Source organism: Catellatospora chokoriensis (genome assembly GCF_011297315.1).
GTDB classification, from domain to species: Bacteria; Actinomycetota; Actinomycetes; order Mycobacteriales; family Micromonosporaceae; genus Catellatospora; species Catellatospora citrea.
Map to the genome: position 1 here is coordinate 135,504 of NZ_JAAOTI010000004.1, position 24,164 is coordinate 159,667.

Consider the following 24,164-nt stretch of genomic DNA (forward strand, 5'->3'; position numbering starts at 1 on the left):
ATCGGCACGGCGGCGCGGGACGGCGCGCCTTTCCCCGAGGCGACGGCGTGAGCAGCGCACCCGGCCGCAGCTGGCGCCGGATCGACCGCGCCGCGGACGGCCTCGCCGCCGACCTGGGCCTGTACGCCCTGTCCGCGCTGTTCGCCTGGCTCACGATCGGCTCCACGCTCACCTCCCACCGCGCCTGGGGGGCCGTCGCCGTCTGGGGTTACGCCGCCGCGACCCTCGCGGTCCTCGTCCAGCTCATCCTCCGCCGCCAGGCCGCCACGCCCGTCGCGCGCGCAGGGGTGACGGCCGGGGCGTGGATCGCGGTCGTGCTGGTGCCGCTCGTCGGGCAGGCCGCGGAGCGGGCGGGCGGGATGAGCGGGCGGCGCAGGAGGAGGTGCACGTCGTCGAGCAGTCGGCGCGACTGCTGCTCGACAGCGGTACGCCCTACCTGGGGCGCGACGGCATCGCCGCGCTGCCGGACCCGCTGCTCGGATACACGCCGTACCAGCCGGGCATGTCGGTGTTCGGCCTGCCCCGCGCGGTCTTCGGCGACGTCTGGTGGACCGACGCCCGGATCTGGTTCGCGCTGGTCACCGCGGTCGTCCTGGCGCTCGCGGCGCGGCTGCTGCGCGACGGCACCGCAGCCCGCGACGCGCTGCTGGTGCGCGCCGTGCAGGCCGCGACCGTGCTGCCGCTGTGCGCGCTGACCCTGGCCACCGGCGGCGACGACCTGCCGGTGCTGGCGCTGTGCCTGCTGGCGTTCGCGCTCGCCGCCCGGGACCGGTTCGGCTGGGCGGGCTTGGCGATCGGCGCCGCGGCGTCCATGAAGCTGTTGGCCTGGCCTGTCGCGCTGGCGCTGGGCGGGTACGCCCTGGTCCGCCGGGCCGGCGGCCGCTACGCCGTGGGCGCGGCCGGCCTGCCGGTGCTGGTGCTGGTCCCGCCGATGCTGGTGGCCCCGGACGCGTTCGTCGAGAACGTGATCCGCTTCCCGACCGGCCATGGCCTGGTCACCAGCCCTGCCGCATCACCCCTGCTCGGCTACCTGATCGCCCAGCACGTCCCGGGCGGACGGCTCGTCGCGCTGACCCTGCTCGTGCTCGCCGGTCTGGCCATCGGCCTGTGGCTGCTGCGCCGACCGCCACACGACGCCGGCTCGGCAGCCCTGATCGCCGCCACCGGCCTGCTCGCGGCCATCATCCTGATGCCCGCCACCCGCTTCGGCTACCTCCTCTATCCCGCCGCCCTCGCCCTCTGGTCCCTCCCCCTCCGCCCACCCCCTCGCGTTGATCATGAACCCATGGCACGGCTCGACGGCGTGTCGGAGGAACAACTTCATGATCACCCAGGGCGGAGCTGAGCCGGTTCAGGCGATCAGGGCGTATCCCGTCGCGGCGGCGGCCAGCCCGGCCGCCACGCTGACGGCGACGTTGGCGAAGGCCTGGCCGAAGCTGCCCGTCTCGACGAGCTTGACCGTCTCGTACCCGAAGGTGGAGTAGGTCGTCAGCGCGCCGCAGAACCCGGTGCCCAGCAGCACCGTCACGCTGCCCGGCACCGCCCCGGCCAGCGCGCCGCCGGCCAGCAGGCCGAGCACGAACGAACCGGCCACGTTCACGGTCAGCGTGCCCCACGGGAAGACCGCGTCGTGCCGCGCCTGCACCGCCCGGTCCACCAGGTAGCGCAGCGGCGCGCCGACCGCCGCGCCGAGCGCCACCAGCAGGACGGTCACCACAGGACCTCCGGCGGCGCGGTCACCGCACCACCTCGACCGGGTCCAGCATGACCAGGCCCTCCAGGCTGAGTTCGGCGAGCTGCGGCAGGAAGCCGCGGACCCGTTCCTCCGCGTCCACGATGACGACCATCATGGGCAGCTCCTCGGCCAGCGACAGCAACCGGTCGGTATGGATGCGCGAGTGCGTGCCGAACCCCTCGACGCCGCGCAGCACCGACGCGCCCGCCAGTCCGGCCGCGTGGGCCCGGTGCACGATCTCGGTGTACATGGGGCGGTGCCGCCACCGGTCACCCTCGCCGACCAGGATCGTCAGTCGCAGGCCGTTCACCGTCGTACCAGCCATCTGGTCACCACCATCCCGCCGTACACCGCCGGCAGCGCGACCAGCAGCGTGCCCACCAGGTACGCCGCCGCGACCGCGACCGCTCCGGCGTCCGCCAACCGCACGATGTCGACGGTATAGGCGGAGAAGGTGGTGTACCCGCCCAGCACGCCGGTGCCGAGGAAGGGACGTAGCAGCCGCCGCCCGGGCCGCACGTGCGCGACCAGTGCCATCAGCACCCCGATGAGCAGGCAGCCGCTGACGTTGACCAGAAAGATCCCCCACGGGAACCCGGTGGGGGAGGCCGGCAGCGTCCGGCTCACCGCGTAGCGGGCCAGCGCGCCCAGCACGCCGCCCGCGGAGATCACCGCGAGCACGTCCCACTGCCTGCGCACGTCTACCGGCCTGCGGTCAGATCGCCATGTCCACGAAGCGCGAGAAGTGCAGCTGCGCGGCGACCGTGATGGTGTCGGTGGGGCCGTTACGGTGCTTGGCCACGATGAAGTCGGCCTCGCCCGCGCGCGGCGACTCCTTGTCGTAGTAGTCGTCGCGGTGCAGCAGGATCACGACGTCGGCGTCCTGCTCGATCGAGCCGGACTCACGCAGGTCGGACAGCTGCGGCCGCTTGTCGGTGCGCTGCTCGGGGCCACGGTTCAGCTGGCTGACCGCGATCACCGGGCACTCGACCTCCTTGGCCAGCAGCTTCAGGCCACGCGACAGCTCGGAGACCTCCTGCTGGCGGCTCTCGGTCTTCTTCGGCGAGCTCATCAGCTGGAGATAGTCGACGACAATCAGCTTCAGGTTGTGCCGCTGCTTGAGGCGGCGCGCCTTGGCCCGGATCTCCATCAGGTTCATGTTCGGCGTGTCGTCGACGAAGATCGGCGCCTCGGAGATCTCGCCCATGCAGCGGGCGAGCTTGGTCCAGTCGTCGTCGGACAGCTGCCCGGAGCGCAGCACGTGCAGGGGCACCCGCGCCTCGGCCGACAGCAGACGCATCACGATCTCGGTCTTCGACATTTCCAGCGAGAAGATGGCGCTGGCCATATCCGCTCTAACCGCAGCGTGGCGGGCAAAATCCATAGATGCCGTTGACTTGCCCAAACCAGGTCTTCCAGCAACAATGATCAATTGGCCCGGCTGCAGGCCGCTGAGCAGGCGGTCCAGGTCGCTGAAGCCGGTCGGCACGCCGCGCATGCTGCCGTCCGCGGCGCCCACCGCCTCGATCTCGTCCAGCGTCGGCTGGATCATGTCGGCGAGGATGGCGAAGTCCTCGCTGACCCGGCGCTCGGTCACGTCGTAGATGGCCTGCTGGGCCAGGTCCACCACGTCGTCGACGTCGCGGCCGGAGCCGGCTGCGGAGCCGTAGCCCAGTTGCACGATCTTCGTGCCGGCCTCGACCAGGCGGCGCAGCACGGCGCGCTCGCTGACGATGCGGGCGTAGTAGGAGGCGTTGGCCGCGGTCGGCACCGTCGAGATGAGCGTGTGCAGGTACGGCGCGCCGCCGATGCGGGCCAGGTCGCCGGCGCTCTCCAGCACCGCCGCGACGGTGATCGCGTCGGCGGGCTCACCGCGGCCGTAGAGGCCGAGCACGGCGTCGAAGATGGTGGAGTGGGCGGGGCGGTAGAAGTCGTTCGCCCGCAGGATCTCGACCACGTCCGCGATGGCGTCCTTGGAGAGCATCATGCCGCCGAGCACGCACTGCTCCGCGGCCACGTCCTGCGGGGGAGTCTTCTCGAAGGGCACCTGCTCGGCCGCCGGGGCTGCCTGGACCGCGGTGAACTGCCCGCGTACGCCGTCCCCGACCGATGTCACGGCGCCTCCCTCACAACCCGATTCGATTGACCCTAGGCGCGTGAATCACCCGGCACAAACACCCGTGGGGACGAGGCTGGGGGCAACCTGTGGACAACCCGCCCCAGGCTGTGGGGGACCCTGTGCACAGGGTGTGGACAACTTTCCCCCACACCCTGTGGATAACGCGCTGACCTGCTATTTCGATCCACACAGGCTGTGCAAACAAGATTCTTTCCAAGATTTTTCGCCCGGCGTGGCGCAGGTCATAAGATCGCCAGCCGCCTATTCTCGCCGGTTCGGGGGATTGCTTCGGATATCGGTCTCCGCCAGGCTCCCCCCGTGGGATATCCGGATTGGTCGGCGCAGGGCGACGGTTGGGGAGCGCAGCAGCCCGCCGCACCGAACATCAGGGCGGGCGGCTGGGCGGACCCCGCCGTGCCCCGGCAGCGCAACGCCGCCGACCGCTACGGCACGCCCGACGACCACGGTCCCGCCGACTACGGCCAGGCGATCGACTACGGCTCGGCCACCGACCACGACCCGGCCGCCGACGCCGGTTTCCACACCTATGTCAGCGCCGAGAGCTACGACAGCTACGACGACCGGTGGCCCGACAACCTCGCGAACCTCCGGCCGCCGGAGGTCTACGCCGGTCACGAGACGCGCTACGACGAGCCACCCCGCACCGAGCGCGACTACTGGACCGCCCTGCTGTGGGCGTCCGGCTTCTACGCCGTGCCGCTGCTGGTGCTGATCGTGCGGGCGCTGCTGCTGTCCGGCGAGTCCGACGCCGCCTGCGTCGCGGCAGGCCTGGGCGGCTGCGAGTCGGCGCGCTCGGCGGCCCTCGGCGATCTCATCGCCGGGTCCCCCCGCTGGGGCCTGGCGCTGCTCGGCGCCCTCGCCATGGCGGCGGTGCTCCGCTGGGCGAGCGACAGCTGGCGCGCGGCCACCATCGGCTTCTGCTCGGCCGTGGTGGCCGGCGGCGCGACCACTGTCCTGCTCAGCATCATCTGAGGCATTCTCGCCAGATCACGGCGAGCGCTCGGTTTGGTCACGGCCGGTTCCGCTTTCGTCTCAGGTGCGCCACGGAAGCGGTAAACGATCATCAATGCGCTTCCCATGAAGTCCGGTATCCGACCCGGCCGGAATCATCCGGCCCGGACCGGCTTCACGGGAGGTCCCGATGAGACTGAAGAGCGCCGCGGTCGTGTTCTGCACCCTGGTCGCCCTGGCGGGCTGCAGCTCCGCCGACGCACCGGACAGCGCCCCACGCCCACCCGGCAATGCTGACGGCGCGCAGAACGAGACGGGCCCGCAACGCCCCTCGCGGGACGACCTGTCCACCTTCGCCCTCGACGTCGACACCGCCTCGTACGGCTACGCCGCCGGGCGGCTGCGCGACGGCCGGCGTCCCGACCCGGACACCGTGCGCCCGGAGGAGTTCGTCAACTCGTTCGACCAGCACTACCCGCAGCCGAAGGGCGACGGTTTCGCCGTGCACGTGGACGGGTCGCGGCTGCCCGCCTCGCACGAGGCGTCCCGGGAGACCCGGCTGCTGCGGATCGGCCTGCAGACCCGCGGTGAGGACAGCGAGCAGCGCAAGGACGCCGCGCTCACCTTCGTCATCGACGTGTCCGGCTCGATGGACGACCCCGACCGCCTCGGCCTGGTGCAGGACGCCCTGCACACGCTCGTCGACCAGCTGCGGCCCACCGACGCGGTCGCCATCGTGACGTTCAACGACCAGGCCAGGGTGATCCGCAAGATGACCCGGGTGACCGAGAAGAAGGCGCTGCACGCCGCCATCGACTCGGTGCGGGTCGGCGGCAGCACCAACCTCAACAACGGCCTGGTCGCCGGATATGAGACCGCCCGTGACGGCTTCCGCGAGGGCTACAGCAACCGGGTCATCCTGCTCTCCGACGGCCTCGCCAACACCGGCACCACCGACCCCGACCGCATGCTGCGGCGGGTCCGCGAGGAGGCCGACAAGGAGATCGCGCTGCTGGGCGTGGGCGTCGGCAGCGACTACGGCGACGACCTGATGGAGCAGCTGGCCGACCGCGGCGACGGCTTCGTGGTGTACGTCTCCGAGCGCCGCCAGGCGCGGGACGTCTTCGTGCACAAGCTCCCCGCCACGCTGGCGCTGCGCGCGATGGACGCCAAGGCGCAGGTCCAGTTCGACACCAAGACCGTCGCGTCCTACGAACTCATCGGATACGAGAACCGCCAGGTCGCCGACGAGAACTTCCGCAACGACCACGTCGACGGCGGCGAGGTCGGCCCCGGCCACGCGGTGACCGCCCTCTACCTGGTGCGGCTGAAGCCCGAGGCGAGCGGCCGGGTGGCGGAGGTGCGGGTGCGCTGGCTGGACCCGAGCACGAAGCAGCCGTCCGAGACGTACGAGTCGATCGCGGTCGGCGACCTGTCCGGGGACTTCACCGGCGCCGACGTGCGGCTGCGCGTCTGCTACGCGGCTGCCTTCTTCGCCGTCGCGCTGCGCGGGGGTGACGGGGCCCGGGACGTGAACCTGACCGACCTCGCGAAGATCGCCGACGAGGCGGCAGGCCGCCTGGACGAGCGCCCGGTTGACGACCTCGCCGAGCTCATCCGCACCGCGCAGCGACTTTCCTGAACGATGGCGACCGCCTCGCCGGTCGCCACACGTGAACGGCGGAAGGCCCCGGACCGAGTGGTCCGGGGCCTTCCCTGTGTTGCGAGTGCCTTACTTGGAGGCGACCACGTTCAGGTTGAACTTGGCAGTCACGTCCGGGTGCAGCTTGATCTGCACCGTGTAGCCACCGGTCGACTTGATCGCGGCCGGCAGCTCGATCTTGCGCTTGTCCAGCGCCGGACCGCCCGCGGTCTTGACCGCCTCGGCGACCTCGTTCGCGGTCACGGAGCCGAACAGACGGCCGCCCTGGCCGGCACGCGCCGACAGGGTGACCTTCAGGCCCTCGAGCTGCGACTTGATCTCGTTGGCGTGACCCAGGTCGCGGACCTCACGAGCCCCGCGGGCCCGCTTGATCGACTCGACCTGCTTCTCCGCGCCCTTGGTCCACAGGATCGCGAAACCCTGGGGGAGCAGGTAGTTACGGCCGAAGCCGTCCTTGACCTCAACGATGTCGCCGGGGGTGCCGAGACCGGACACCTCGTGCGTCAGAATGATCTTCATCAGGTGCCCTCCTCTCAGCGACCGGTGGTGGTGTACGGCAGGAGCGCCATCTCGCGGGCGTTCTTGACCGCCCGAGCGATCTGCCGCTGCTGCTGCGTGGTCACGCCGGTCACCCGCCGAGCGCGGATCTTGCCGCGGTCGGAGATGAACTTGCGCAGCAGCGCGGTGTCCTTGTAGTCGATGTAGGTGATCCCCTCCTTGTCGAGCGGGTTCACCTTCTTCTTCGGTTTGCGCAGGGCCGCAGCCTTCGCCATGATCTCTACCTCAGTCTGTTTCCACTGACCGGGGACCGTGCACGGTCACCTGTCAGAACGGTGGCTCGTCGTCGAAATTGCCACCCGAACCGCCTGCGGGAGCAGCCGTCGCCCACGGGTCGTCGGAGAAGCCTCCGCCGCCGGAGCTGTTGCCGCCGCCGCTGGAGCCGGAGCCGTAGCCCCCACCGCCTCCGCCGCCGGAACGCGACATCTTCTGCACCTTCGCCGTGGCATACCGCAGCGACGGGCCGATCTCGTCGACTTCCAGCTCGTAGACCGTGCGCTTCTCGCCCTCCTTCGTCTCGTACGACCGCTGACGCAGCCGTCCGGAGACGATGACGCGGGAGCCCTTCTGCAGCGACTCGGCTACGTTCTCCGCCATCTGCCGCCACATGTTGCAGGACAGGAAGAGCGGCTCGCCGTCCTTCCACTCGCCGGACGCGCGGTCCAGCGTGCGGGGGGTCGAAGCGAGACGGAACTTCGCCACTGCCGCACCCGACGGGGTGAAGCGCAGCTCAGGGTCGTCGACAAGATTGCCGATGACCGTGATGGTGGTTTCTCCAGCCATGACCTTCTCCTCGGTTCACATATGTTCTGCCGCAAAGGTTCCCACAGGGATGCGACAGCACACGTGAAGTGGTCCGGGCGTCGCGGGTGTCAGGAAGTCAGCGGACTTCCGGACGGATGACCTTGGTGCGCAGCACGGACTCGTTGAGTCGCAGCTGGCGGTCCAGCTCGGCAACGGCCGCAGGCGTGGCCTGCAGGTCGATGACGGCGTAGATGCCCTCGGCCTTCTTGTTGATCTCGAACGAGAGCCGGCGACGGCCCCACACATCGAGCTTCTCGACCGAACCACCCGACGTACGGATCACGTTGAGGTACGTGTCGAGCGACGGGGCGACGGTGCGCTCCTCGAGACTGGGGTCGAGGATCACCATTACTTCGTAGTGACGCAAGACGTACTCACCTCCTATGGGCTTGGCGAGACCGGTGACCGGCCTCTTCGGCTACGGACTGTCCGTAGCAGGAGGTCTGCGTCGTCCCATGCGAATGCCGCGGGATAGGCCCGCGGCACACGGAACCCGACCATGTTACCTGGCCGGCCGCCCACCCTCGGCGTCGCCGTCCCCACCACGGTCGATCGCCCCCCGGAGGGGCGTCGGGATGTGGACAGACGGCGAGACGCGGCCACCGTTGCGGTGGCCGCGTCTCGTTGAGGAGGACCGCGGAGCGCCCTATCCGAACTGCTGGGTGGGACCTGGGGAGGAACGACCACACCGACGATGTTGGAGAGAAGCGCTCCGCGGAGTATTTAATATTTTACGCGAACTCTGCCCGAGTTGCTCGCTGAGCGATAATAGCGCGTATTGCCCCGGCTGCAACACCAACGACACACACTGTCGCGATAATTGCAAGAAGTCCGATTGGACCCTTATCAGGCGAGTTCCTCGACACGCTGTCCAAGTTGATCTTATCCGGGTCCTGGCCGACCACCGTCACGTCCGAGGACGCGTCGGGCGCGGGCTCGGACTTGGACTGGGGCTCGGTCTCCGGGTCCGGGTCCGGGAAGAGGGTCCCGTCGGGCTCCGGCACGTTCACCGTCTGGTCACCGTTCCCCGACGCACCACCGGGGCTGGTCCGCCGGCTCGCGCTCGGCTGGCTCGCCCCCTTGGTCGGGCTGGGCTTGGCGGACGGCTTGCGGCTCGGCGTCGACCCGCTGCCCTGCCCGCTGCTGCTGGAACTGCTGCTCGACGGGGTCGACGTCGAGCGGTTGACGACCTCGACCGTCAGCGGCTCGAAGGTCGGGTTCAGGTTCAGCAGGCATTCGGGCACCATGGCCACCTTGACCGGCCCCCGGTGGAACTGGACCTCCACCGTCTCGCCGTCGGCGACCTCCGCGCTGTCCTTGCCGTCGATCTTCAGCGTGGCGCCCTGGCCCAGGCCGTTGGTGAGGCGCACCTTCGCCTCGGCGGCGACGGTGATCTTCGTGGTGGCCGGCTTGGAGCCGCACAGCAGCAGGCCGAGTCCGCCGCCGCTGAAGCTGACGCCGGGCGCCGCCTCGGGCTCCGCGGCTCCGGCCGGGCTGGCGGCGAGCAGCGGCAGGCCCGCGAGAAGGCCGGCCGCCGCGAAGGCCGCGGCTCGCCGACGAATGGCGTACGACATGAGCGCATCTCCCCCTGGGGCGTGCGCCCCGGATCCGGTCGCCTCGCGGGGGGCGAGGAGGCACGCCCCGCAAGGTCCCCGGCTGGGGGAGCACGGTGCGGCATAGAAATCAACGCAACAAACCGGCTCCGGTTGCGCATGCGACCCGAGCGCGTGCGGAGCGGAGCGGTAATACTGGTCGAATGCTTATCGGGGCTCACGTCGATTATGAAGATCCACTAGCTGAGGCGACCGCGCGAAACGCCGATGTCGTGCAGTTCTTCCTCGCCGATCCACAGGGCTGGAAGGCCCCGGTGATCCGCCCGGACGCCGAGGCGCTGCGGGCCAGTTCGGTGGAGATCTTCGTACACGCCCCTTATGTGCTCAATCTCGCATCGACGAACAACCGGATCCGCATCCCCAGCCGCAAGCTGCTCGGCCAGCACGCCGCCGCGGCCGCCACGGTCGGCGCCAGCGGCCTCATCGTGCACGGCGGTCACGTCAACAAGGGCGAGGACATCGCGGTCGGCATCGACAACTGGCGCAAGGCGCTGCAGAAGGCGCAGGACGACGGCGGCCTGCCGACCCGGGTCCTGATCGAGAACACCGCCGGCGGCGACAACGCCTGCGCCCGGCGCTTCGACGAGCTGGCCCGGCTCTGGGACGCGGTCGGCGAGTTCGGCGTGGGCTTCTGCCTGGACACCTGCCACGCACACGCGGGCGGGGAGAAGCTGCTCGACATCGTGGACCGGGTGAAGTCCATCACCGGACGGATCGACCTCGTGCATGCGAACGGATCGCGAGACGGATTCGACTCCGGCCGCGATCGGCACGACAATCTGACAGTCAAGAACGTTGAACCCGGGATGATCGACCCCGAGCTGGTGGCCGCCGTGGTGCGCGCCGCCGGCGCGCCCGCCGTGGTGGAGACGCCCGGCGGGGCGGAGGGTCAGTCCGCCGACATCGCGTACCTGCGCGCACACCAGTAGAGGGGAACCTGTGAACGGGACCGACGCCGCGCCCGCCAAGGAGCCGACCGCCGTCAAGGAACCGGTTGCCCCTCGTCACGCCGCACCCGAACCGGAGCCGGTCGAGGACGACGCCTTCGCCAGGTTCAGCCCGGCGACGGAGGAGGAGAAGCCGACCCGGCTGCGCCGGGTGCTCCGGGGCACCGGGCGTGCGCTGCTGCACGAGTGGGCCCTGGCCGCCTACGCGTCGCTGGCGCTCGCCGTGGCGATGACCTGGCCCACCCTGCGCTACCCGGCGTACACGATCCCCCAGGACACCGGCGACCCCACCCTGCAGGCGTGGCAGATGGCCTGGTCCGGGCACGTGCTCAAGACGGACTGGTCCCAGCTGTGGAACTCCAACAGCTTCTACCCGGAGAAGTACAGCTTCGCCTTCTCCGACACGCTGCTCGGCTACGCGCCTGCCGGCCTGTTCGGCACCGGGCTGGAGGCGGCGCTGGTCCGCTACAACATCATGTACGTGCTGCTGCACGCGCTCGCCTTCTTCGGGGCGTACGTGCTGGTGCGGCAGCTCGGCTCGGGCAAGACCGGGGCGGCCGTGGCGGGCGCCGCGTTCGCGTACGCGCCGTGGCGGCTGGCTCAGGCGGGGCACATGCACGTGATGTCGGTCGGCGGCATCGCCCTCGCGCTGGCCATGCTGGCGCGCGGCCACGGTTACTCGCTGCGCCACGGCTACCGGCCGGAGCTGCGCAAGCCGGGCTGGGTGCTGGCGGGCTGGCTCGTCGCCGCCTGGCAGATCAGCCTCGGCTTCGGCATCGGCCTGCCCTTCGCGTACGTGCTGGCGGCGATCGCGATCACGTCCTTGATCACGTACTTCGTGCGCCGGAAGTGGTTCTGGAGCGAGCCGAAGCCGTTCGGCTGGATGCTGCTGTCCTGCAACGCCGTCGGCGGGTTCTTCTTCGCCGCCACCGGCGGCCTGTTGGCGCTGGCCTACTTCAAGGTCATTGAGCTGCACCCGTACGCGGAGCGCTCCGACGTCGAGGTCAGCTGGTATTCGCCGCCGATCCTCGGCTTCTTCACCAGCCCCGCCCAGTCGATGCCGTGGGGCGAGGCGCACTCCGGCGCCCGCGAGGCGCTGGGCTGGGCGGCGGGGGAGACCAGCCTGCTGCCCGGGTTCGTGCTCTACGGCCTGGCCTTCGCCGGACTGGTCATGTCGATCTGGACCCTGCGCCAGCGGCTGCTGCTGTTCGGCGGCGTGGTGCTGACAGTGATCCTGGCCATGGGCACCAAGTTCTTCGGGGGCCGTCCCGGCTACCTGACGCTGTACGACATCCTGCCGGGCTGGAGCGGCATCCGCACCCCCGGCCGGCTCGTCGTCTGGGTCACGCTGCTGCTGGCGATCCTGGCCGCCGGCGCGGTGACCGCGTTCGTCGAGCAGGCCAAGACGGTCGCGGAGGACCGGGTGCCGTCCCGCCCGCACCCGCTGCTGCGGCTGGCCACCTTCCTGCCGCTGCTGCTGGTGCTGGCCGAGGGCCTGAACGTGACCGAGCACCCGGTGGTGCCGCTGCAGCCCCCGTCCATGGCGACCGCGCAGGCGCCGATGCTGGTGCTGCCCAGCGACCCGCTGACGGACATGAAGGTGATGGTCTGGTCCACGGACCGGATGGCGCCGATCGTCAACGGCAACAGCGGCTTCACCCCGGCCACGCTCACCGAGATCCGTGAGCTGACCAAGACGTTCCCGGATCAGGCCAGCGTCAACCGGCTGCGCGAGCTCGGCGTCAAGACCGTGCTGGTGCTGCGGGAGGAGGCCAAGGGCACGCCGTACGAGCCGGCCCTGACCGCGCCCGCGGACGGTCTCGGGGTGCAGCGCGCCGACGCGCCGGATGCGGTCGTCTTCACCCTGTCGTAGACAGGCGGTACGACGGAGCCCCCGCCACCCGGAGACGATCCCGGTGGCGGGGGCTCTTGCGTGTGGTCGGGCGGCTAGGCGAGCGCGGGGACCGCCCGCTCGGTGGCCGGCTCGGCCGGCGGCGGCTCGTTGGCCGGGCCGCCGTCCGGGTCGGGGGTGTCGGTGTCGGCGTACGTGCGCCGCACCACGTCCAGTTCCGGGCGGACCATGTCCCGGATCACCAGCACCACGAGCAGGATCACGGTGGACAGCCGCAGCACCGAGGCGAAGATGAACACGCCCTCGGGGAAGACCTGCTTGCCCGAGGCGCCCATCAGCTCGCCGTAGAAGGCGACGAAGTAGCAGACCTCGGCGAGCTGCCAGGCCAGGAACGCGGGCCACTTCGGGCGGGCCAGCACCAGCAGGGGCAGCAGCCACAGCGTGAACTGCTGCGACCACACCTTGTTGGTGATCAGGAAGATCGCGACGACGAGGAATGCCAGCTGCGCCAGCCGCGGCGGCGTCTTCACCCGCAGGCCGAACACCAGCAGCCCCACGCAGCACAGCACGAACAGGCCGAGCGACAGGTTGGTCACCAGCGGGACGTTGTTCCACAGCTCCAGCCCGAACGGGTCGAAGTGGCGGCCGACGTACCAGGAGGTGCCCCAGTCGATGATGCGTTCGGAGTTGAGGTCGAGGAAGCGGCGCCAGTTCTCGAAGTTGATCAGCATGACCGGCACGTTCACCGCCAACCAGGCGATCACCCCGGCCGCGACCGAGTTCACCAGCGCGGCGTACTGCTTCGAGCGCAGCGAGACGATCAAGATCGGCAGGAACAGGAAGGCCGGCCAGAGTTTCGCCGCCATACCCAGGCCGAGCATCACCCCCGCCGCGGCCGGATACTTCTTCGCCCACAGCCATATCCCGGCCACCGCCAGCACGATGGCCAGCATGTCCCAGTTGACCGTCGCGGTGACCAGCAGCACGGGGGACAGCGCGAACAGCGCCGCGTCCCACGGTCTGCGCCGTCGCAGCGACAAAATCATGGCGACCGAGGCGATGGCGAACAGGCTGAGCACGAACGCGTTCGTGTCGTAGAACAGCGTCGCCTGGGGGATCGCGCTGTTCTTCTCACCGAGCGCGTGGATCGGCAGCCCCAGCGCGCCCATGAACGCGCCGGTCAGCACCGGATACTCCACCGGGTAGTCGACGTAGGGCACCATGCCCTCGTTGAGGTGCTCGGCGTAGTACAGCGCCAGCACGTCGGTGTAGCAGAAATGGGTGTACTGGCTGTGGTCGGCCCACGCGCCGTCCCGGCAGGGCGACTTCTGGACCCAGTGCAGCGCCAGCGTCAGGCAGGTGAGCGCGAGCACGATCCGCGCGGCCGTCCAGAACCGCCCGCCGCGCGAGGGTGTCTCGGGCACGGCGTGCTCGCCGCGCGGGCCGCCGATCGCCTCGCTGAGCCCCCGGACGAAGCCGTCCTCCCCGGCAGGTGACACCACGTGCTCACGAACATCACTCATAGCCCGACATCCTGCCTCAGAAACCTGGGAAGTGCAGCAAGGCGCCTCCCGCGTCGTCGATGCCCGGACAGACGAAGAGGGACCCCAGCAGGGGTCCCTCTTCGTCAGCTGACCGTCACGGGCAGGTTTTGCCCGGCCGCGGTATGCAGATCCCACCACCGCCGGTGCCCGACGGCGACGGGTTCGGGTTCGGGTTGTTCGGGTCACCCGGGTTGCCCGGGTTGCCGGGCTGGTTCTCGCAGCCCGGCTGCTGCGGGTTGAGGAAGCAGGCGTTGGGGTCCGGGGTCGGGCTCTCCTTGCCGTCGCCGACACCCGTGTCGCCGATGCAGCCGCCGCAGCCGACATCGATCGGCTGGGCCTTGAAGCCGAGCACGTCGTCGGCCTTGTTCATGAACTGGGTCCAGATCGTCTTCGGCAGGTTGCCACTGCCGATCTTGTTTCCGTTGGGGTCCCGGATCGGCTCGGACTCGTGCAGGTAGTTGCCGACCCAGACCGCGGTCGCGATCTGCGGCGTGTAGCCGACGTACCAGGCGCTGGAGTTCTCGCCCTTGAACTTGTCGCTGGCCTGCCAGGTGCCCGACTTGGAGACCGAGTCACGGTCGTTCAGCCTGGTGCCGCTGTAGTTCTTCAGCACGGCGTTGACCTCGCCCACGATGCGCGACTCGATACGCTGCTCGCCCTTGGTCTTCGGGCCGGTGCCGGGCACCGGCGTATAGACGACCTTCTTGTCCTTGACCGACTTGCGCTCGACCTTCGCGATGAAGTGCGGCGCGTGGTAGGTGCCGTTCGCCGCGAAGGTGGCGATGCCCGAGGCGTGGTCGAGCACGGTGATCGGGTACTGCCCGAAGCCGACGTGGTTGCCGAGCGGGACCGAGGTCGGCTTCGTCTTGGTGAGGTCGTAGGCCTTGTTGCCGTCGTCCCAGATCATGGTGACGCCGGCCTTCTTGGCCATCTCCACCACCGCGGACGGGCCGATCTGCGCGGTGACCTTGTAGAACGGCACGTTGAAGGACTTCTGCGCCATCAAGGCGAGCGTGCAGTTCGTGCCGCAGCCCGCGTCGTTGCCGTCCCGGCCGGCGTTGCGGATCGTGCCCTTGGCGCCCTTCGGCGTGAACTCGCTCGGATCCCAGTGCGACTCCACCGAGATGTCGTGCGCGACCGCTGCGGCCAACGTGTAGATCTTGAAGGACGACGCGGGGGAGTGCCCACCGCTGACGAACGGGCCGCCCTCGCCGTTCTTGCCGGCCTTGTCGTACGTGGTGCCGTCCATGCCGCCGTAGTAGGCGAGCACCCCACCGGTCTGCGGGTCGATGGCGACGGCCGCCGCCGTGACGTTCTTCGGGTACTTGTACAGCAGCGAGTTCACCTTGTTCTTGGTGTCCACGGTCGCCGTGACGTCAGACCGGCACACCACCTTTTTCACATCGGTGGACAGCGGCTTGCCGTCCGCGCCCAGCTTGGTCTTCCCGTCCTCGGCCAGCGTGAACGGGATGACCTTCTTGGTCTTGGCGTCCTTGCAGCCCTCGGCGACCGTGTACTCCCGGTAGAGCCGCTTCTCCAGCTCCGCCTGTGCCTTGGCGTTGATGGTCAGCGTGATCCGGAGACCGCCGTTCTTCCAGTCCGTGATGCCGATGGCCTCCAGCGCCTTCTTGACCTCCGGAGTCTCCATCTCCTTCTTGATGTAGTTGATCACCGGACCGGTGCTGGACCCCTTGATGCCCCAGGTGGCGTTGTTCTTACCGCCGGGAGTGAACGGAATCGGCATGGGGTAACCCTTGGCCTTGACCTCGTCGATCTCCGGCTGGGTCAGGGTCTTCATCTTCACCACGCTGTTGAGCACGTAGTTCCAGCGGTCCTTGGCGGCGGCCTCGTCGTTCTGCGGGTCGTAGCCCTTGTACTTGCAGTCCTTGAGGTCCACGTCGCCGCACTGCGGCTCGGGCTGCTTGAGCACCGCGCCGAGCACCGCCGCCTGCCCGATGGTCAGCTTCTCCGCGTCAACGTTGAAGTAGGCCTTGGCCGCCGCGCCGACACCGGTCGCGCCCCGGCCGAAGTACGCCGTGTTGACGTAGTAGCCGAGGATCTGGTCCTTGCTGTACTTCTGCTCCAGCTCGCGGGCCCAGACCGCCTCGCGCAGCTTGCGGGCGTAGGTGACCTCGAGGTCCTGCGCCGCGGCGCGGGCGTACTGCTGGGTGATCGTCGAGGCGCCCTGGGTCGCGCCGCCGGTGAGGTTGTTCCACGCGGCGCGGGCGATGCCCCAGATGTCGATGCCGTCGTGGTTGTAGAAGTCCTGGTCCTCACCCGCGATCAGGGTGTCCTTGATCTTCTTGTCCAGCACGGCCATGTCGACGATGCGGCGGTTCTCCGTGCCGAGCTGCGCCAGCTGCGTCTTGCCGTCGGAGGCGAAGATCAGCGTGTTCTCCTGGGTCTTGAACTGGCCCGGCTCGGGCACGCCGCTCAGGAACGAGGTGAACGCGATCATCCCGCCGCCGGCGAGCATGATCAGCACGGCCACGGACGCGAGTGCGATGGTGAGCTTGTTGCGCTTCTTCCTGGGCTTGCCGTTCTTGCCGGCCTTGCCGTTCTTGCCCTTGCCGGCGGGCCTGTCCTCGTCGTCCGTGTCGAGGCCCGCGGGGCGCACGCCGGCACGGCCGGCGACGCTCGCGCGGCCCGCCGAGCCGCCGACGGATGCCGAACCGACAGCCGCCGAACCGACGGCCGCCCGGCCGCCGACGGTCGCACGTCCGGCCGAGGAGCCGACGCTGGCGCGTCCGGCCGCCGGGCTGACCGGCGGGTTCACCGGGGCCTGGCCGTAGCCCTGGTCGCCGTAGCCATTCTGGTCAGCGCCACCGTATCCGCCACCCTGGGGCGCGTATCCGCCGCCATTGGCGGAGTACTGCCCGTAGTCCGCCTGGTCGCTCGACGAGTAGTCGTAGCCGTAGTCGGCGGATGGCACCGAGGCGCGGCCCGAGCTCTGCGCCGGCGCCGGGTATGACTGACGATACTGCTCGTCGTCATACCCGGGGCCGGCGTTGGGGTCGCCGTACGAAGTCATCTGTCACACCGTTCCGGTCGGGGATGGGGCGGTGGCGGCAGCCGCTGACAGCTGGGGGGCTGTCCTGTGTGCGCGTCCCAGAAGGTACTGCTCCACCAGGTGGTTCCAGTCACAGCCGCGGCACACCTCGACCACGTAGACCTGGAACTCACCGAGCGTGTTTGCCAGCACCGCGAGTTCCGCGCGCGAACGCGCCTGTCCCGCGGAGTTCTTGAGCTGATCGCCGTAAATGTAGTGCACATTGATCACGAACTCGCGCCGGCATATCGGGCACCGTTTCTCGGTGGCCTCGCCGTGAAAACGAGCCGCGCTCTTCAGGTAGGGCGAGGCATCGCACACCTCTGACGTGCCCACCCTTCCCGCGTACACCTCACGTAGCAGAGCTCGCCGCTGGAGGGAATAGTCAACGAATCCGTCGCCCTGCCGCTGGGCGGCACGAGGCGACGCAGAGACCCGTTGCTGCGCGCGCATGGAAAGCAGGGTAACCCCTCGTTCGGCGAGCCGCGACCGCCGTTACACAGCGTGACCAGGGCGAAGCCCAGCGCTCAAAGATCATCGGCCCGGGTGATCGTCGGCACCGCCGTATTGCCTCGACAGGTCCGACCGTTCTAACGTAACGATGTATCGCCGCGATACATCGCGACGAACCCAGACCGCGAGACCGATCAGAGGGGGGTGGCCGACATGCTCGACCTGGCCATCCTCGGCCTGCTGCATGAGTCCCCGATGCATGGATATGAGCTGCGCAAGCAACTCAGCACCAAGCTGGGCGCGATCCGCGCGGCGATCAGCTACGGCTCTCTCTACCCCACACTGCGACGCCTGCAAACCGCCGGCTGGATCACCGAAGCCGGGGAGACCCCGGCCGGCGACGCCGACGTGCCGCCGCTGACCAGCCGCCGGGGCAGGGTGGTCTACAAGATCACGGCCGAGGGCAAGGAGCGGTTCCAGGACCTGCTGGCGCAGGTGGGGCCGGAGGCATACGAGGACGCCGCGTTCGGCGTGCACTTCGCCTTCTTCTCCCGCACCGACGTCGACATCCGCCTGCGCATCCTGGAGGGCCGCCGCCGCAAGGTGGAGGAGCGCCGGGAGGGCTTCCGGGAGGTGCTCGCCCGAGCCGCGGAACGGCTCGACGCGTACACCCTGGAACTCCAGCGCCACGGCCTGGATGCCGCGGACCGCGAGGTCCGCTGGCTGGAGGAGCTCATCGCGAACGAGCGCTCCGGCCGCACCCCGCCGCCGCGCGGGGCCGAGGGCGAGCTCCGACCGAGCCCGCGCACCACAGATTCCGCACGACCGCTCACGGCCCGACCGGGCCCTGACGACTCCGCCGAGTGAGTTGGGCGGCGCGGCCGACCGGCTGTCCGCCCGAATATGAAGAAGGAGGCAGGAGCTATGGGCTCCGTCCGCGTTGCCATCGTCGGTGTCGGTAACTGCGCCTCGTCCCTGGTCCAGGGCGTGGAGTACTACCGGGACGCCGACCCGTCCGAACGGGTACCCGGCCTGATGCACGTCGATTTCGGCGGGTATCACGTCCGCGACGTCGAGTTCGTCGCCGCGTTCGACGTCGACGCCAAGAAGGTCGGCCGGGACGTCGCCGAGGCCATCGTGGCCAGCGAGAACAACACCATCAAGCTGTGCGACGTGGCGCCCACCGGCATCACCGTGCAGCGGGGCCCGACCATGGACGGCCTGGGCCAGTACTACCGCGAGATGGTCGAGGAGTCCGACGAGACCCCGGCCGACGTGGTCAAGGTCCTCAAGGACGCCAAGGCCGACGTGGTGGTCTGCTACCTGCCGGTCGGCTCGGAGCAGGCGGCCAAGTTCTACGCCGAGGCCGCGATCGAGGCGGGTTGCGCCTTCGTGAACGCGCTGCCGGTCTTCATCGCCTCCGACCCGGTGTGGGCCAAGAAGTTCGAGGACGCGGGCCTGCCGATCGTCGGCGACGACATCAAGAGCCAGGTCGGCGCCACCATCGTGCACCGCGCCCTGGCGAAGCTGTTCGAGGACCGCGGCGTGGAGCTGCTGCGCACGTACCAGCTCAACTTCGGCGGCAACATGGACTTCATGAACATGCTGGAGCGCAAGCGCCTGGTCTCGAAGAAGATCTCGAAGACGCAGTCGGTGACGTCCCAGATCCCGCACGAGATGTCGAAGAGCGACGTGCACATCGGCCCGTCGGACCACGTGCCGTGGCTCGACGACCGCAAGTGGGCGTACATCCGCCTGGAGGGCCGCTCCTTCGGTGACACCCCGCTCAACGCCGAGCTCAAGCTCGAGGTGTGGGACTCGCCGAACTCGGCCGGCGTCATCATCGACGCGGTGCGCGCCGCGAAGATCGCGCTGGACCGCAAGATCGGTGGCCCGATCCTGTCCGCTTCGAGCTACTTCATGAAGTCTCCGCCGGTGCAGTACAACGATCACGACGCGCACGAGTCGGTCGAGAACTTCATCAAGGGCACTGTTAATCGTTGATTTCGGACCCGTTCTTGAAAAGTGTGAGCGGGCACACTCATTCATCTGACGATGGCCTGTCTACTGCGGAAATTGACGAACGTCACGCGGTAGATAGGCCATCGTCTGTACTAATAGGCCCCTGACGCGCACCTTTACGGCACGCTCGATGTATGGACCCTCGGCCCGCGGATATGCATAGTGGGGTCATGGGGAAGTCAGATCTGATGGATCGGGTGACCACGGACCTGTCACGTGGCCATACCTACCCGGCGATCCAGCGCATGCACAGCCTGGTCGCCGCGCATCCCACCGACCTGGATCTGCGGCGCAGGCTCGCCGCGATCTACCGGGCCACCGGCAACCTCGTCGAGGCCGGCCGCTGGTCGTACCTGGACGACACCGCCGAAGCCGTCGAACTCGAGGCGTTCGAGACCCGCTACCCGGCACACCGCCGCCTCGAGGCGCTGCGCTGGCCGACCGGCGCACCCGCGCCGACCGACATCTCCCGCGTGAGGCTGGCACCGCTGCTGGCCGCCGCCGCTTCGGCACGGTCGCCGAGGCCGGACGCCCGCCGGGGATCCCGTCTGCAGACCGCGGCCGCCGTGGCGGCACTGTGCGCACTGTCCACATTGGTGGTCATCGGTGCCCGGACCGCACTGGACTGGATCTTCTAGCGCCGAAACCTCGGTGTGATCTGTGACCCGGCCGTTATAAATGCCTCTGGCGTGATGCGCCACCGGTCCATAAGGATCAGTGAGTGGCAAAGGCGGACGTACTCGCCCGGGTGCGCGCCGATCTCGCGGCCGGGCATACCCATCTGGCTGTGCAGCGTCTGCGGACCCTGCTGGCCGTCCTTCCCGACGACATCGACATCCGCGCGCTGCTCTCCTCCATCTACCGGCAGACCGGTAATCCCGTGGAGGCGGGCCGGTGGGGTTTCCTGACCGACGAGGTGCGCGACGCCGAGTTGACGGCGTTCGCCAAGGCCAACCCTGATCCCTGGCAGCGGCTGCGGCTGCTGCACTTCCAGGGCGACACCGTGCACCTGTCCGCGACCGCGGCCCAGCGGCTGGTGCAGCTGGCCGACGAGGCGGAGCGGTCGGGCAAGCCGACGCAGTGGGCCGGCTCCTACCGGGCGCCCACGAAGAAGCGCGGTGTGGTGGTGCCGTGCCTGTTCACCTTCGTGGTGATCGGCGTCGCGCTGGTGCTGGCCGGCATCGGCGCCATCAAGGTCATCGGCTGGGTGGCCGACTGAGGGTCCGTCTCCCGCGACAGCACTGAACACGCTGCCGTGACGGCCTGCTGTTGCCCGAGGTCGCTACGGTTCCCGGCGTGGGTACGGCGACACTGGTCTTTCTGATCATCGGGGCACTCGGCATCGTCATCGCGGCGGTCGCCGTGCTCGGTGGTGACCTCCTCGACCTCGGCGACGGCTTCGTCTCCACGGAACTGCTCGCCACCTTCGTCGGCGGCTTCGGCTTCACCGCCGCCATCGTCAACGAGCTGACCGACGACGCCCTGGGCATCGCCGCAGTGGTGTTCATCGCTACAGTCGCCGCGATACCACTCGCCTTTCTTGCCAGCTACCTGGTAAAACGCATGTCGAACATGCGCACCGACGCCACCCCCACCCGCGCCGATCTGGTCGGCACCCGGGGCGTGGTGGTCACCCCCATCCCCGCCGGCGGCTTCGGCGAGGTCCGCGTACGCATCGGCGGGCAGCCGGTCAAGCTGTCCGCCCGCGCCGAGCGTCCCGTGCCGCTGGGCACCAAGGTCGTCGTGACGTCCGCCGTCAGCGACACCAGCGTGATCGTCCAGGAAATCCCGGAGCAGTAGCTCCCCCTGAAGAAGGAAGGCAATGACAGCCCTCACCATTGCGATCGCGGGCGGCGTACTGCTCGTGCTCCTGCTCATCCTCTTCGTGCTGTCCCGGATCAAGGTTGCCGGGCCCAACGAGGCCTTCATCGTGACCGGCCGCAAGGGCCGGACCACCGAGACCGCCGACGGCGCGCGCTCGACGGACCTCTCCGGCCAGAAGGTCGTCATGGGCGCCTCGGTGTTCGTGCTGCCGGTGGTCCAGAAGCTGCAGGTCCTCGACCTGTCCAGCCGCCGTATCCACGTCGAGATCACCGGCGCGGTGAGCAAGCAGGGCATCCGTGCCAACCTGCAGGGCGTCGCGATCGTGAAGGTCGGCGGCACCGAGGACGCGATCCGCGCCTCGGCCCAGCGCTTCCTGCATCAGCAGAACGAGATCGAGGAGTTCACCCGCGAGGTGCTGGCCGGTGCGCTGCGCTCCATCGTGGGCCGGCTCACCATCGAGGAGATCATCCGGGACCGGGCCGCGTTCGCCTCCGCCGTCGCGGAGGAGGCGGAGCACTCGATGACCAACCAGGGTCTGGTGCTCGACACGTTCCAGCTGCAGGACATCCTCGCCGAGGGCTCGTACCTGCAGGACCTCGGCCGGCCCGAGGCCGCCCGGGTGCTCAAGGACGCCGCCATCGCCGAGGCGCTGGCCCGCCAGCAGGCCGAGCAGGCCCGCCTGCTGGCCGAGGAGTCCATCGCCGAGGCGCAGCGCAACCTGGCCCTCAAGCAGGCCGCCATCCAGGCCGAGATCGACGCCGCCAAGGCCGTCTCCGCCGCGGCCGGCCCGCTGGCCGAGGCCGAGCGCCAGCAGGTGATCATCGCCGAGCAGCGCAAGGTCGCCGAGCAGAACGCCGAGCTCAAGCAGCGCCAGCTCGACACCGAGGTGCGCAAGCCCGCCGACGCGGCGCGATACAAGGTCGAGCAGGAGGCCGAGGCCGACCGCAACGCCCGGGTGCTCGCCGCCGACGCGGCCCGCCAGGCGACCATCGCCGCCGCCCAGGCCCAGGCCGAGCAGTCCCGCCTGACCGGTGAGGGCGAGCGGGCCCGCCGCGCCGCGCTGGCCGAGGCCAACGCGATCGAGGGCGCCAAGGAGGGTGAGGCCGAGCAGCGGCGGCGTACCGCGATCGCGGACGCGGTCGAGCGCGAAGGCACCGCCGACGCGGCCGCGATCCTGGCCAAGGGCCAGTCCGAGGCCGAGGCGATGCGCCTCAAGGCCGAGGCGTTCGCCCAGTACGGCGAGGCTGCCGTGCTCGACCTGCTGGTCAGGGTGCTGCCGCAGGTCGTCGCCGCGGCGTCCGCGCCGATGAGCGCGATCGACAAGATGACCGTCATCTCGACCGACGGCGCGAGCTCGCTGACCAAGTCCGTGGCCACGAACGTGGCGCAGGGCCTGCAGCTGGGCAACGACCTGACCGGCATCGACCTGCCGGCGCTGCTGGCGAAGGTGACCGGCGCGACGAGCAGCAAGGAGTGATCCGCCCGCTGCGGGCGTTCCGGTCACCGGTGACGGCGCGCCCGCGGTGACGCGGAAGTGGACCGCCGCTGCGGGCGTTCGGGTCGTGGATGACCGGAACGCCCGCAGCGTTCATGTACGGGGCGGTCTCGCCACGTAGGGTGGTGACGTGCCGCACCCCGTGATGCCGAACACCGTGCCGTCGCCGAAGGTCGCCGCGACGTCCCGCGCGATCCTGGCCGGAGGGCCGTTCCGGCGGCTGCTCGGGGTGAGACTGACCAGCCAGATCGCCGACGGCTGGTTCCAGGCCGGGTTGGCCGGGTCGCTGCTGTTCAACCCCGACCGGCAGTCCAGCCCGGTCGCCATCGCCGCCGGTTTCGCCATCCTGCTGCTGCCGTACTCGCTGCTCGGCCCGTACGTCGGCGTGCTGCTGGACCGCTGGGACCGCCGCGCGTCACTGTCGACGGCCAACCTGGCCCGCGCCGCGATGGTCCTGCCCGCCGCGGCGCTGCTCTGGTCCGGGGCGCAGGGCCTCGGGTTCGCGGTCTGCGCGCTCATCGTCATCGCGATCAACCGGTTCTTCCTGGCCGGCCTGTCGGCGGCACTGCCGCACGTGGTGGAGGAGCGCAAGCTGGTCCCGGCGAACGCGCTCGCGTCCACGCTCGGCACCATCTGCTACTCGGTGGGCCTGTTCACCGCGGCGTCCGTGGTCGCGCTGCACCTGGTCGGCACGGACCGGCACGGCTACGGCGTCATCGCGGCCACCGCCGCGCTCGGCTACCTGGCTTCCGGGCTGCTGGCCCGGCGCTTCTTCCGCCCCGACGAGCTGGGCCCGCTGGCCCACGAACGGGCCACCACGAAGCTCGGCGAGGCCGTGGTCGAGGTGTTCCGCGGCATGATCAGCGGCGCCCGGCACCTGGGGCAGCGGCGCAAGGCGCTGCGGATCATGATGCTTCAGTCGGCCTACCGCTTCCTCTACGGCGTGCTCACGCTCGCGGTGCTGCTGCTCTACAGCCGCTACTTCGGGCACGCGGCCGATCGGGCCGAGCAGGTGTCCGGCGCGGCGACGTCGATGGGTCAGCTGGGACTGGTGGTGCTGTCCGGCGCGGCCGGGGCGGCGCTGGCGGCGGTGATCACCCCACTCGCGGTCCGCTGGTGGGACGCGCGGCGCTGGCTGAGCGGCGTGGTCGCCGCGGTCGGCGTGGTGGTGCTGGTCTTCGGGCTGCCGTTCGTCGCGCCGCTGCTGCTCGTCGCCGTGTTCCTGGTGAACGTCGCCTCACAGAGCATGAAGATCATCGTGGACGCGACCATCCAGCGCGAGTGCCTCGACGAATACCGCGGCCGCATCTTCAGCGTCAACGACACCGCGTTCAACCTGTGCTTCGTCACGGGCCTGTTCACCGCGGCGGTGACCCTGCCGCCGAACGGCAAGTCCGCGCTCGGCCTGATCATCACCGCCACGGCCTTCGTCCTGCTGGCCGCCTGGTACTGGTTCGCCACCGCGGCCCGCCCCGCGGCCCAGGCCTGATCACCCGGCACCCCGGGGACGCGGG

At 69.7% G+C, this 24,164-nt stretch carries 23 protein-coding genes and 1 pseudogene; 12 read left to right on the plus strand and 12 right to left on the minus strand.

All coding sequences use genetic code 11. From position 1 onward, the window contains the following. Positions 1–47: 47 nt before the first annotated feature. A pseudogene (locus HAV39_RS07805) lies at positions 48–1,345 on the plus strand (glycosyltransferase 87 family protein). 6 nt (positions 1,346–1,351) lie between these two features. On the opposite strand, the gene crcB (HAV39_RS07810) reads toward HAV39_RS07805, so the two are convergent. From crcB (HAV39_RS07810) to dnaB, 4 genes are read right to left on the minus strand one after another with little or no spacing between them, the layout of a single operon-like run. Beyond that, positions 1,352–1,714, minus strand: a complete 363-nt coding sequence (gene crcB / locus HAV39_RS07810; protein ID WP_191838510.1) for a fluoride efflux transporter CrcB — start codon at positions 1,712–1,714, stop codon at positions 1,352–1,354. A 22-nt stretch (positions 1,715–1,736) separates the two neighbouring features. Beyond that, the gene (locus HAV39_RS07815; protein ID WP_120317653.1) at positions 1,737–2,060 is read right to left on the minus strand and encodes a DUF190 domain-containing protein; all 324 of its coding nucleotides are present in this window, start codon (positions 2,058–2,060) and stop codon (positions 1,737–1,739) included. Further along, a complete protein-coding gene (gene crcB / locus HAV39_RS07820) occupies positions 2,042–2,434 on the minus strand; it encodes a fluoride efflux transporter CrcB (protein ID WP_191838511.1) in 393 nt (130 codons plus the stop codon). The genes HAV39_RS07815 and crcB (HAV39_RS07820) overlap by 19 nt, the downstream gene beginning before the upstream one ends. 16 nt (positions 2,435–2,450) lie before the next feature. Further along, entirely contained in the window at positions 2,451–3,878 is a 1,428-nt protein-coding gene (gene dnaB / locus HAV39_RS07825; RefSeq protein ID WP_425321543.1) for a replicative DNA helicase, read from the minus strand. 294 nt (positions 3,879–4,172) lie between these two features. Here dnaB and HAV39_RS07830 point away from each other — a divergent pair, with 294 nt between their 5' ends. Beyond that, positions 4,173–4,847 (plus strand): hypothetical protein, encoded by a 675-nt coding sequence (locus HAV39_RS07830; protein ID WP_191838512.1) that lies wholly within the window; start codon positions 4,173–4,175, stop codon positions 4,845–4,847. A 169-nt stretch (positions 4,848–5,016) separates the two neighbouring features. Further along, complete coding sequence (locus HAV39_RS07835; RefSeq protein ID WP_191838513.1) at positions 5,017–6,468, plus strand: vWA domain-containing protein; 1,452 nt, start codon at positions 5,017–5,019, stop codon at positions 6,466–6,468. Between the two features lie 90 nt (positions 6,469–6,558). On the opposite strand, the gene rplI is transcribed toward HAV39_RS07835, so the two are convergent. From rplI to HAV39_RS07860, 5 genes are all read right to left on the minus strand, one after another. Continuing rightward, entirely contained in the window at positions 6,559–7,008 is a 450-nt protein-coding gene (rplI, locus tag HAV39_RS07840) for a 50S ribosomal protein L9 (protein WP_191838514.1), read from the minus strand. A 14-nt stretch (positions 7,009–7,022) separates the two neighbouring features. Next, positions 7,023–7,262 carry a 30S ribosomal protein S18 gene (rpsR, locus tag HAV39_RS07845; RefSeq protein ID WP_120317647.1) on the minus strand — a complete coding sequence of 80 codons (240 nt, stop codon included), beginning with the start codon at positions 7,260–7,262 and terminating at the stop codon, positions 7,023–7,025. 52 nt (positions 7,263–7,314) lie between these two features. Continuing rightward, entirely contained in the window at positions 7,315–7,830 is a 516-nt protein-coding gene (locus tag HAV39_RS07850; protein ID WP_191838515.1) for a single-stranded DNA-binding protein, read from the minus strand. A 97-nt stretch (positions 7,831–7,927) separates the two neighbouring features. Continuing rightward, positions 7,928–8,218, minus strand: coding sequence for a 30S ribosomal protein S6 (rpsF, locus tag HAV39_RS07855; RefSeq protein WP_120317645.1), 291 nt, complete (start codon positions 8,216–8,218; stop codon positions 7,928–7,930). Positions 8,219–8,582: 364 nt separating this feature from the next. Beyond that, entirely contained in the window at positions 8,583–9,425 is an 843-nt protein-coding gene (locus HAV39_RS07860; RefSeq protein ID WP_191838516.1) for a hypothetical protein, read from the minus strand. 182 nt (positions 9,426–9,607) lie between these two features. On the opposite strand from HAV39_RS07860, the gene HAV39_RS07865 reads away from it, so the two are divergent. Continuing rightward, complete coding sequence (locus HAV39_RS07865; RefSeq protein ID WP_191838738.1) at positions 9,608–10,393, plus strand: deoxyribonuclease IV; 786 nt, start codon at positions 9,608–9,610, stop codon at positions 10,391–10,393. Between the two features lie 10 nt (positions 10,394–10,403). Further along, positions 10,404–12,284: a hypothetical protein gene (locus HAV39_RS07870; protein ID WP_191838517.1), complete on the plus strand. Its 1,881-nt coding sequence runs from the start codon at positions 10,404–10,406 to the stop codon at positions 12,282–12,284. Positions 12,285–12,358: 74 nt separating this feature from the next. On the opposite strand, the gene HAV39_RS07875 is transcribed toward HAV39_RS07870, so the two are convergent. From HAV39_RS07875 to HAV39_RS07885, 3 genes are all read right to left on the minus strand, one after another. Beyond that, the gene (locus tag HAV39_RS07875) at positions 12,359–13,786 is read right to left on the minus strand and encodes a glycosyltransferase family 87 protein (protein ID WP_191838518.1); all 1,428 of its coding nucleotides are present in this window, start codon (positions 13,784–13,786) and stop codon (positions 12,359–12,361) included. Between the two features lie 115 nt (positions 13,787–13,901). Continuing rightward, positions 13,902–16,838: a transglycosylase domain-containing protein gene (locus tag HAV39_RS07880; protein WP_191838519.1), complete on the minus strand. Its 2,937-nt coding sequence runs from the start codon at positions 16,836–16,838 to the stop codon at positions 13,902–13,904. A 3-nt stretch (positions 16,839–16,841) separates the two neighbouring features. Continuing rightward, a complete protein-coding gene (locus HAV39_RS07885; protein WP_170213130.1) occupies positions 16,842–17,309 on the minus strand; it encodes a DUF5318 family protein in 468 nt (155 codons plus the stop codon). A 213-nt stretch (positions 17,310–17,522) separates the two neighbouring features. On the opposite strand from HAV39_RS07885, the gene HAV39_RS07890 reads away from it, so the two are divergent. From HAV39_RS07890 to HAV39_RS07920, 7 genes are all read left to right on the plus strand, one after another. Further along, positions 17,523–18,176: a PadR family transcriptional regulator gene (locus HAV39_RS07890; protein ID WP_308440459.1), complete on the plus strand. Its 654-nt coding sequence runs from the start codon at positions 17,523–17,525 to the stop codon at positions 18,174–18,176. Between the two features lie 57 nt (positions 18,177–18,233). Continuing rightward, the gene (locus tag HAV39_RS07895; protein ID WP_120317638.1) at positions 18,234–19,313 is read left to right on the plus strand and encodes an inositol-3-phosphate synthase; all 1,080 of its coding nucleotides are present in this window, start codon (positions 18,234–18,236) and stop codon (positions 19,311–19,313) included. Positions 19,314–19,501: 188 nt separating this feature from the next. Further along, positions 19,502–19,969, plus strand: a complete 468-nt coding sequence (locus HAV39_RS07900) for a DUF6584 family protein (protein WP_191838520.1) — start codon at positions 19,502–19,504, stop codon at positions 19,967–19,969. An 83-nt stretch (positions 19,970–20,052) separates the two neighbouring features. Continuing rightward, positions 20,053–20,550: a DUF6584 family protein gene (locus HAV39_RS07905; RefSeq protein ID WP_120317636.1), complete on the plus strand. Its 498-nt coding sequence runs from the start codon at positions 20,053–20,055 to the stop codon at positions 20,548–20,550. Between the two features lie 77 nt (positions 20,551–20,627). Beyond that, positions 20,628–21,131 (plus strand): NfeD family protein, encoded by a 504-nt coding sequence (locus HAV39_RS07910; protein ID WP_239120451.1) that lies wholly within the window; start codon positions 20,628–20,630, stop codon positions 21,129–21,131. A 22-nt stretch (positions 21,132–21,153) separates the two neighbouring features. Beyond that, positions 21,154–22,632: a flotillin family protein gene (locus tag HAV39_RS07915; RefSeq protein ID WP_191838521.1), complete on the plus strand. Its 1,479-nt coding sequence runs from the start codon at positions 21,154–21,156 to the stop codon at positions 22,630–22,632. Between the two features lie 148 nt (positions 22,633–22,780). After that, positions 22,781–24,139, plus strand: a complete 1,359-nt coding sequence (locus HAV39_RS07920; protein WP_191838522.1) for an MFS transporter — start codon at positions 22,781–22,783, stop codon at positions 24,137–24,139. Positions 24,140–24,164: the final 25 nt, after the last annotated feature.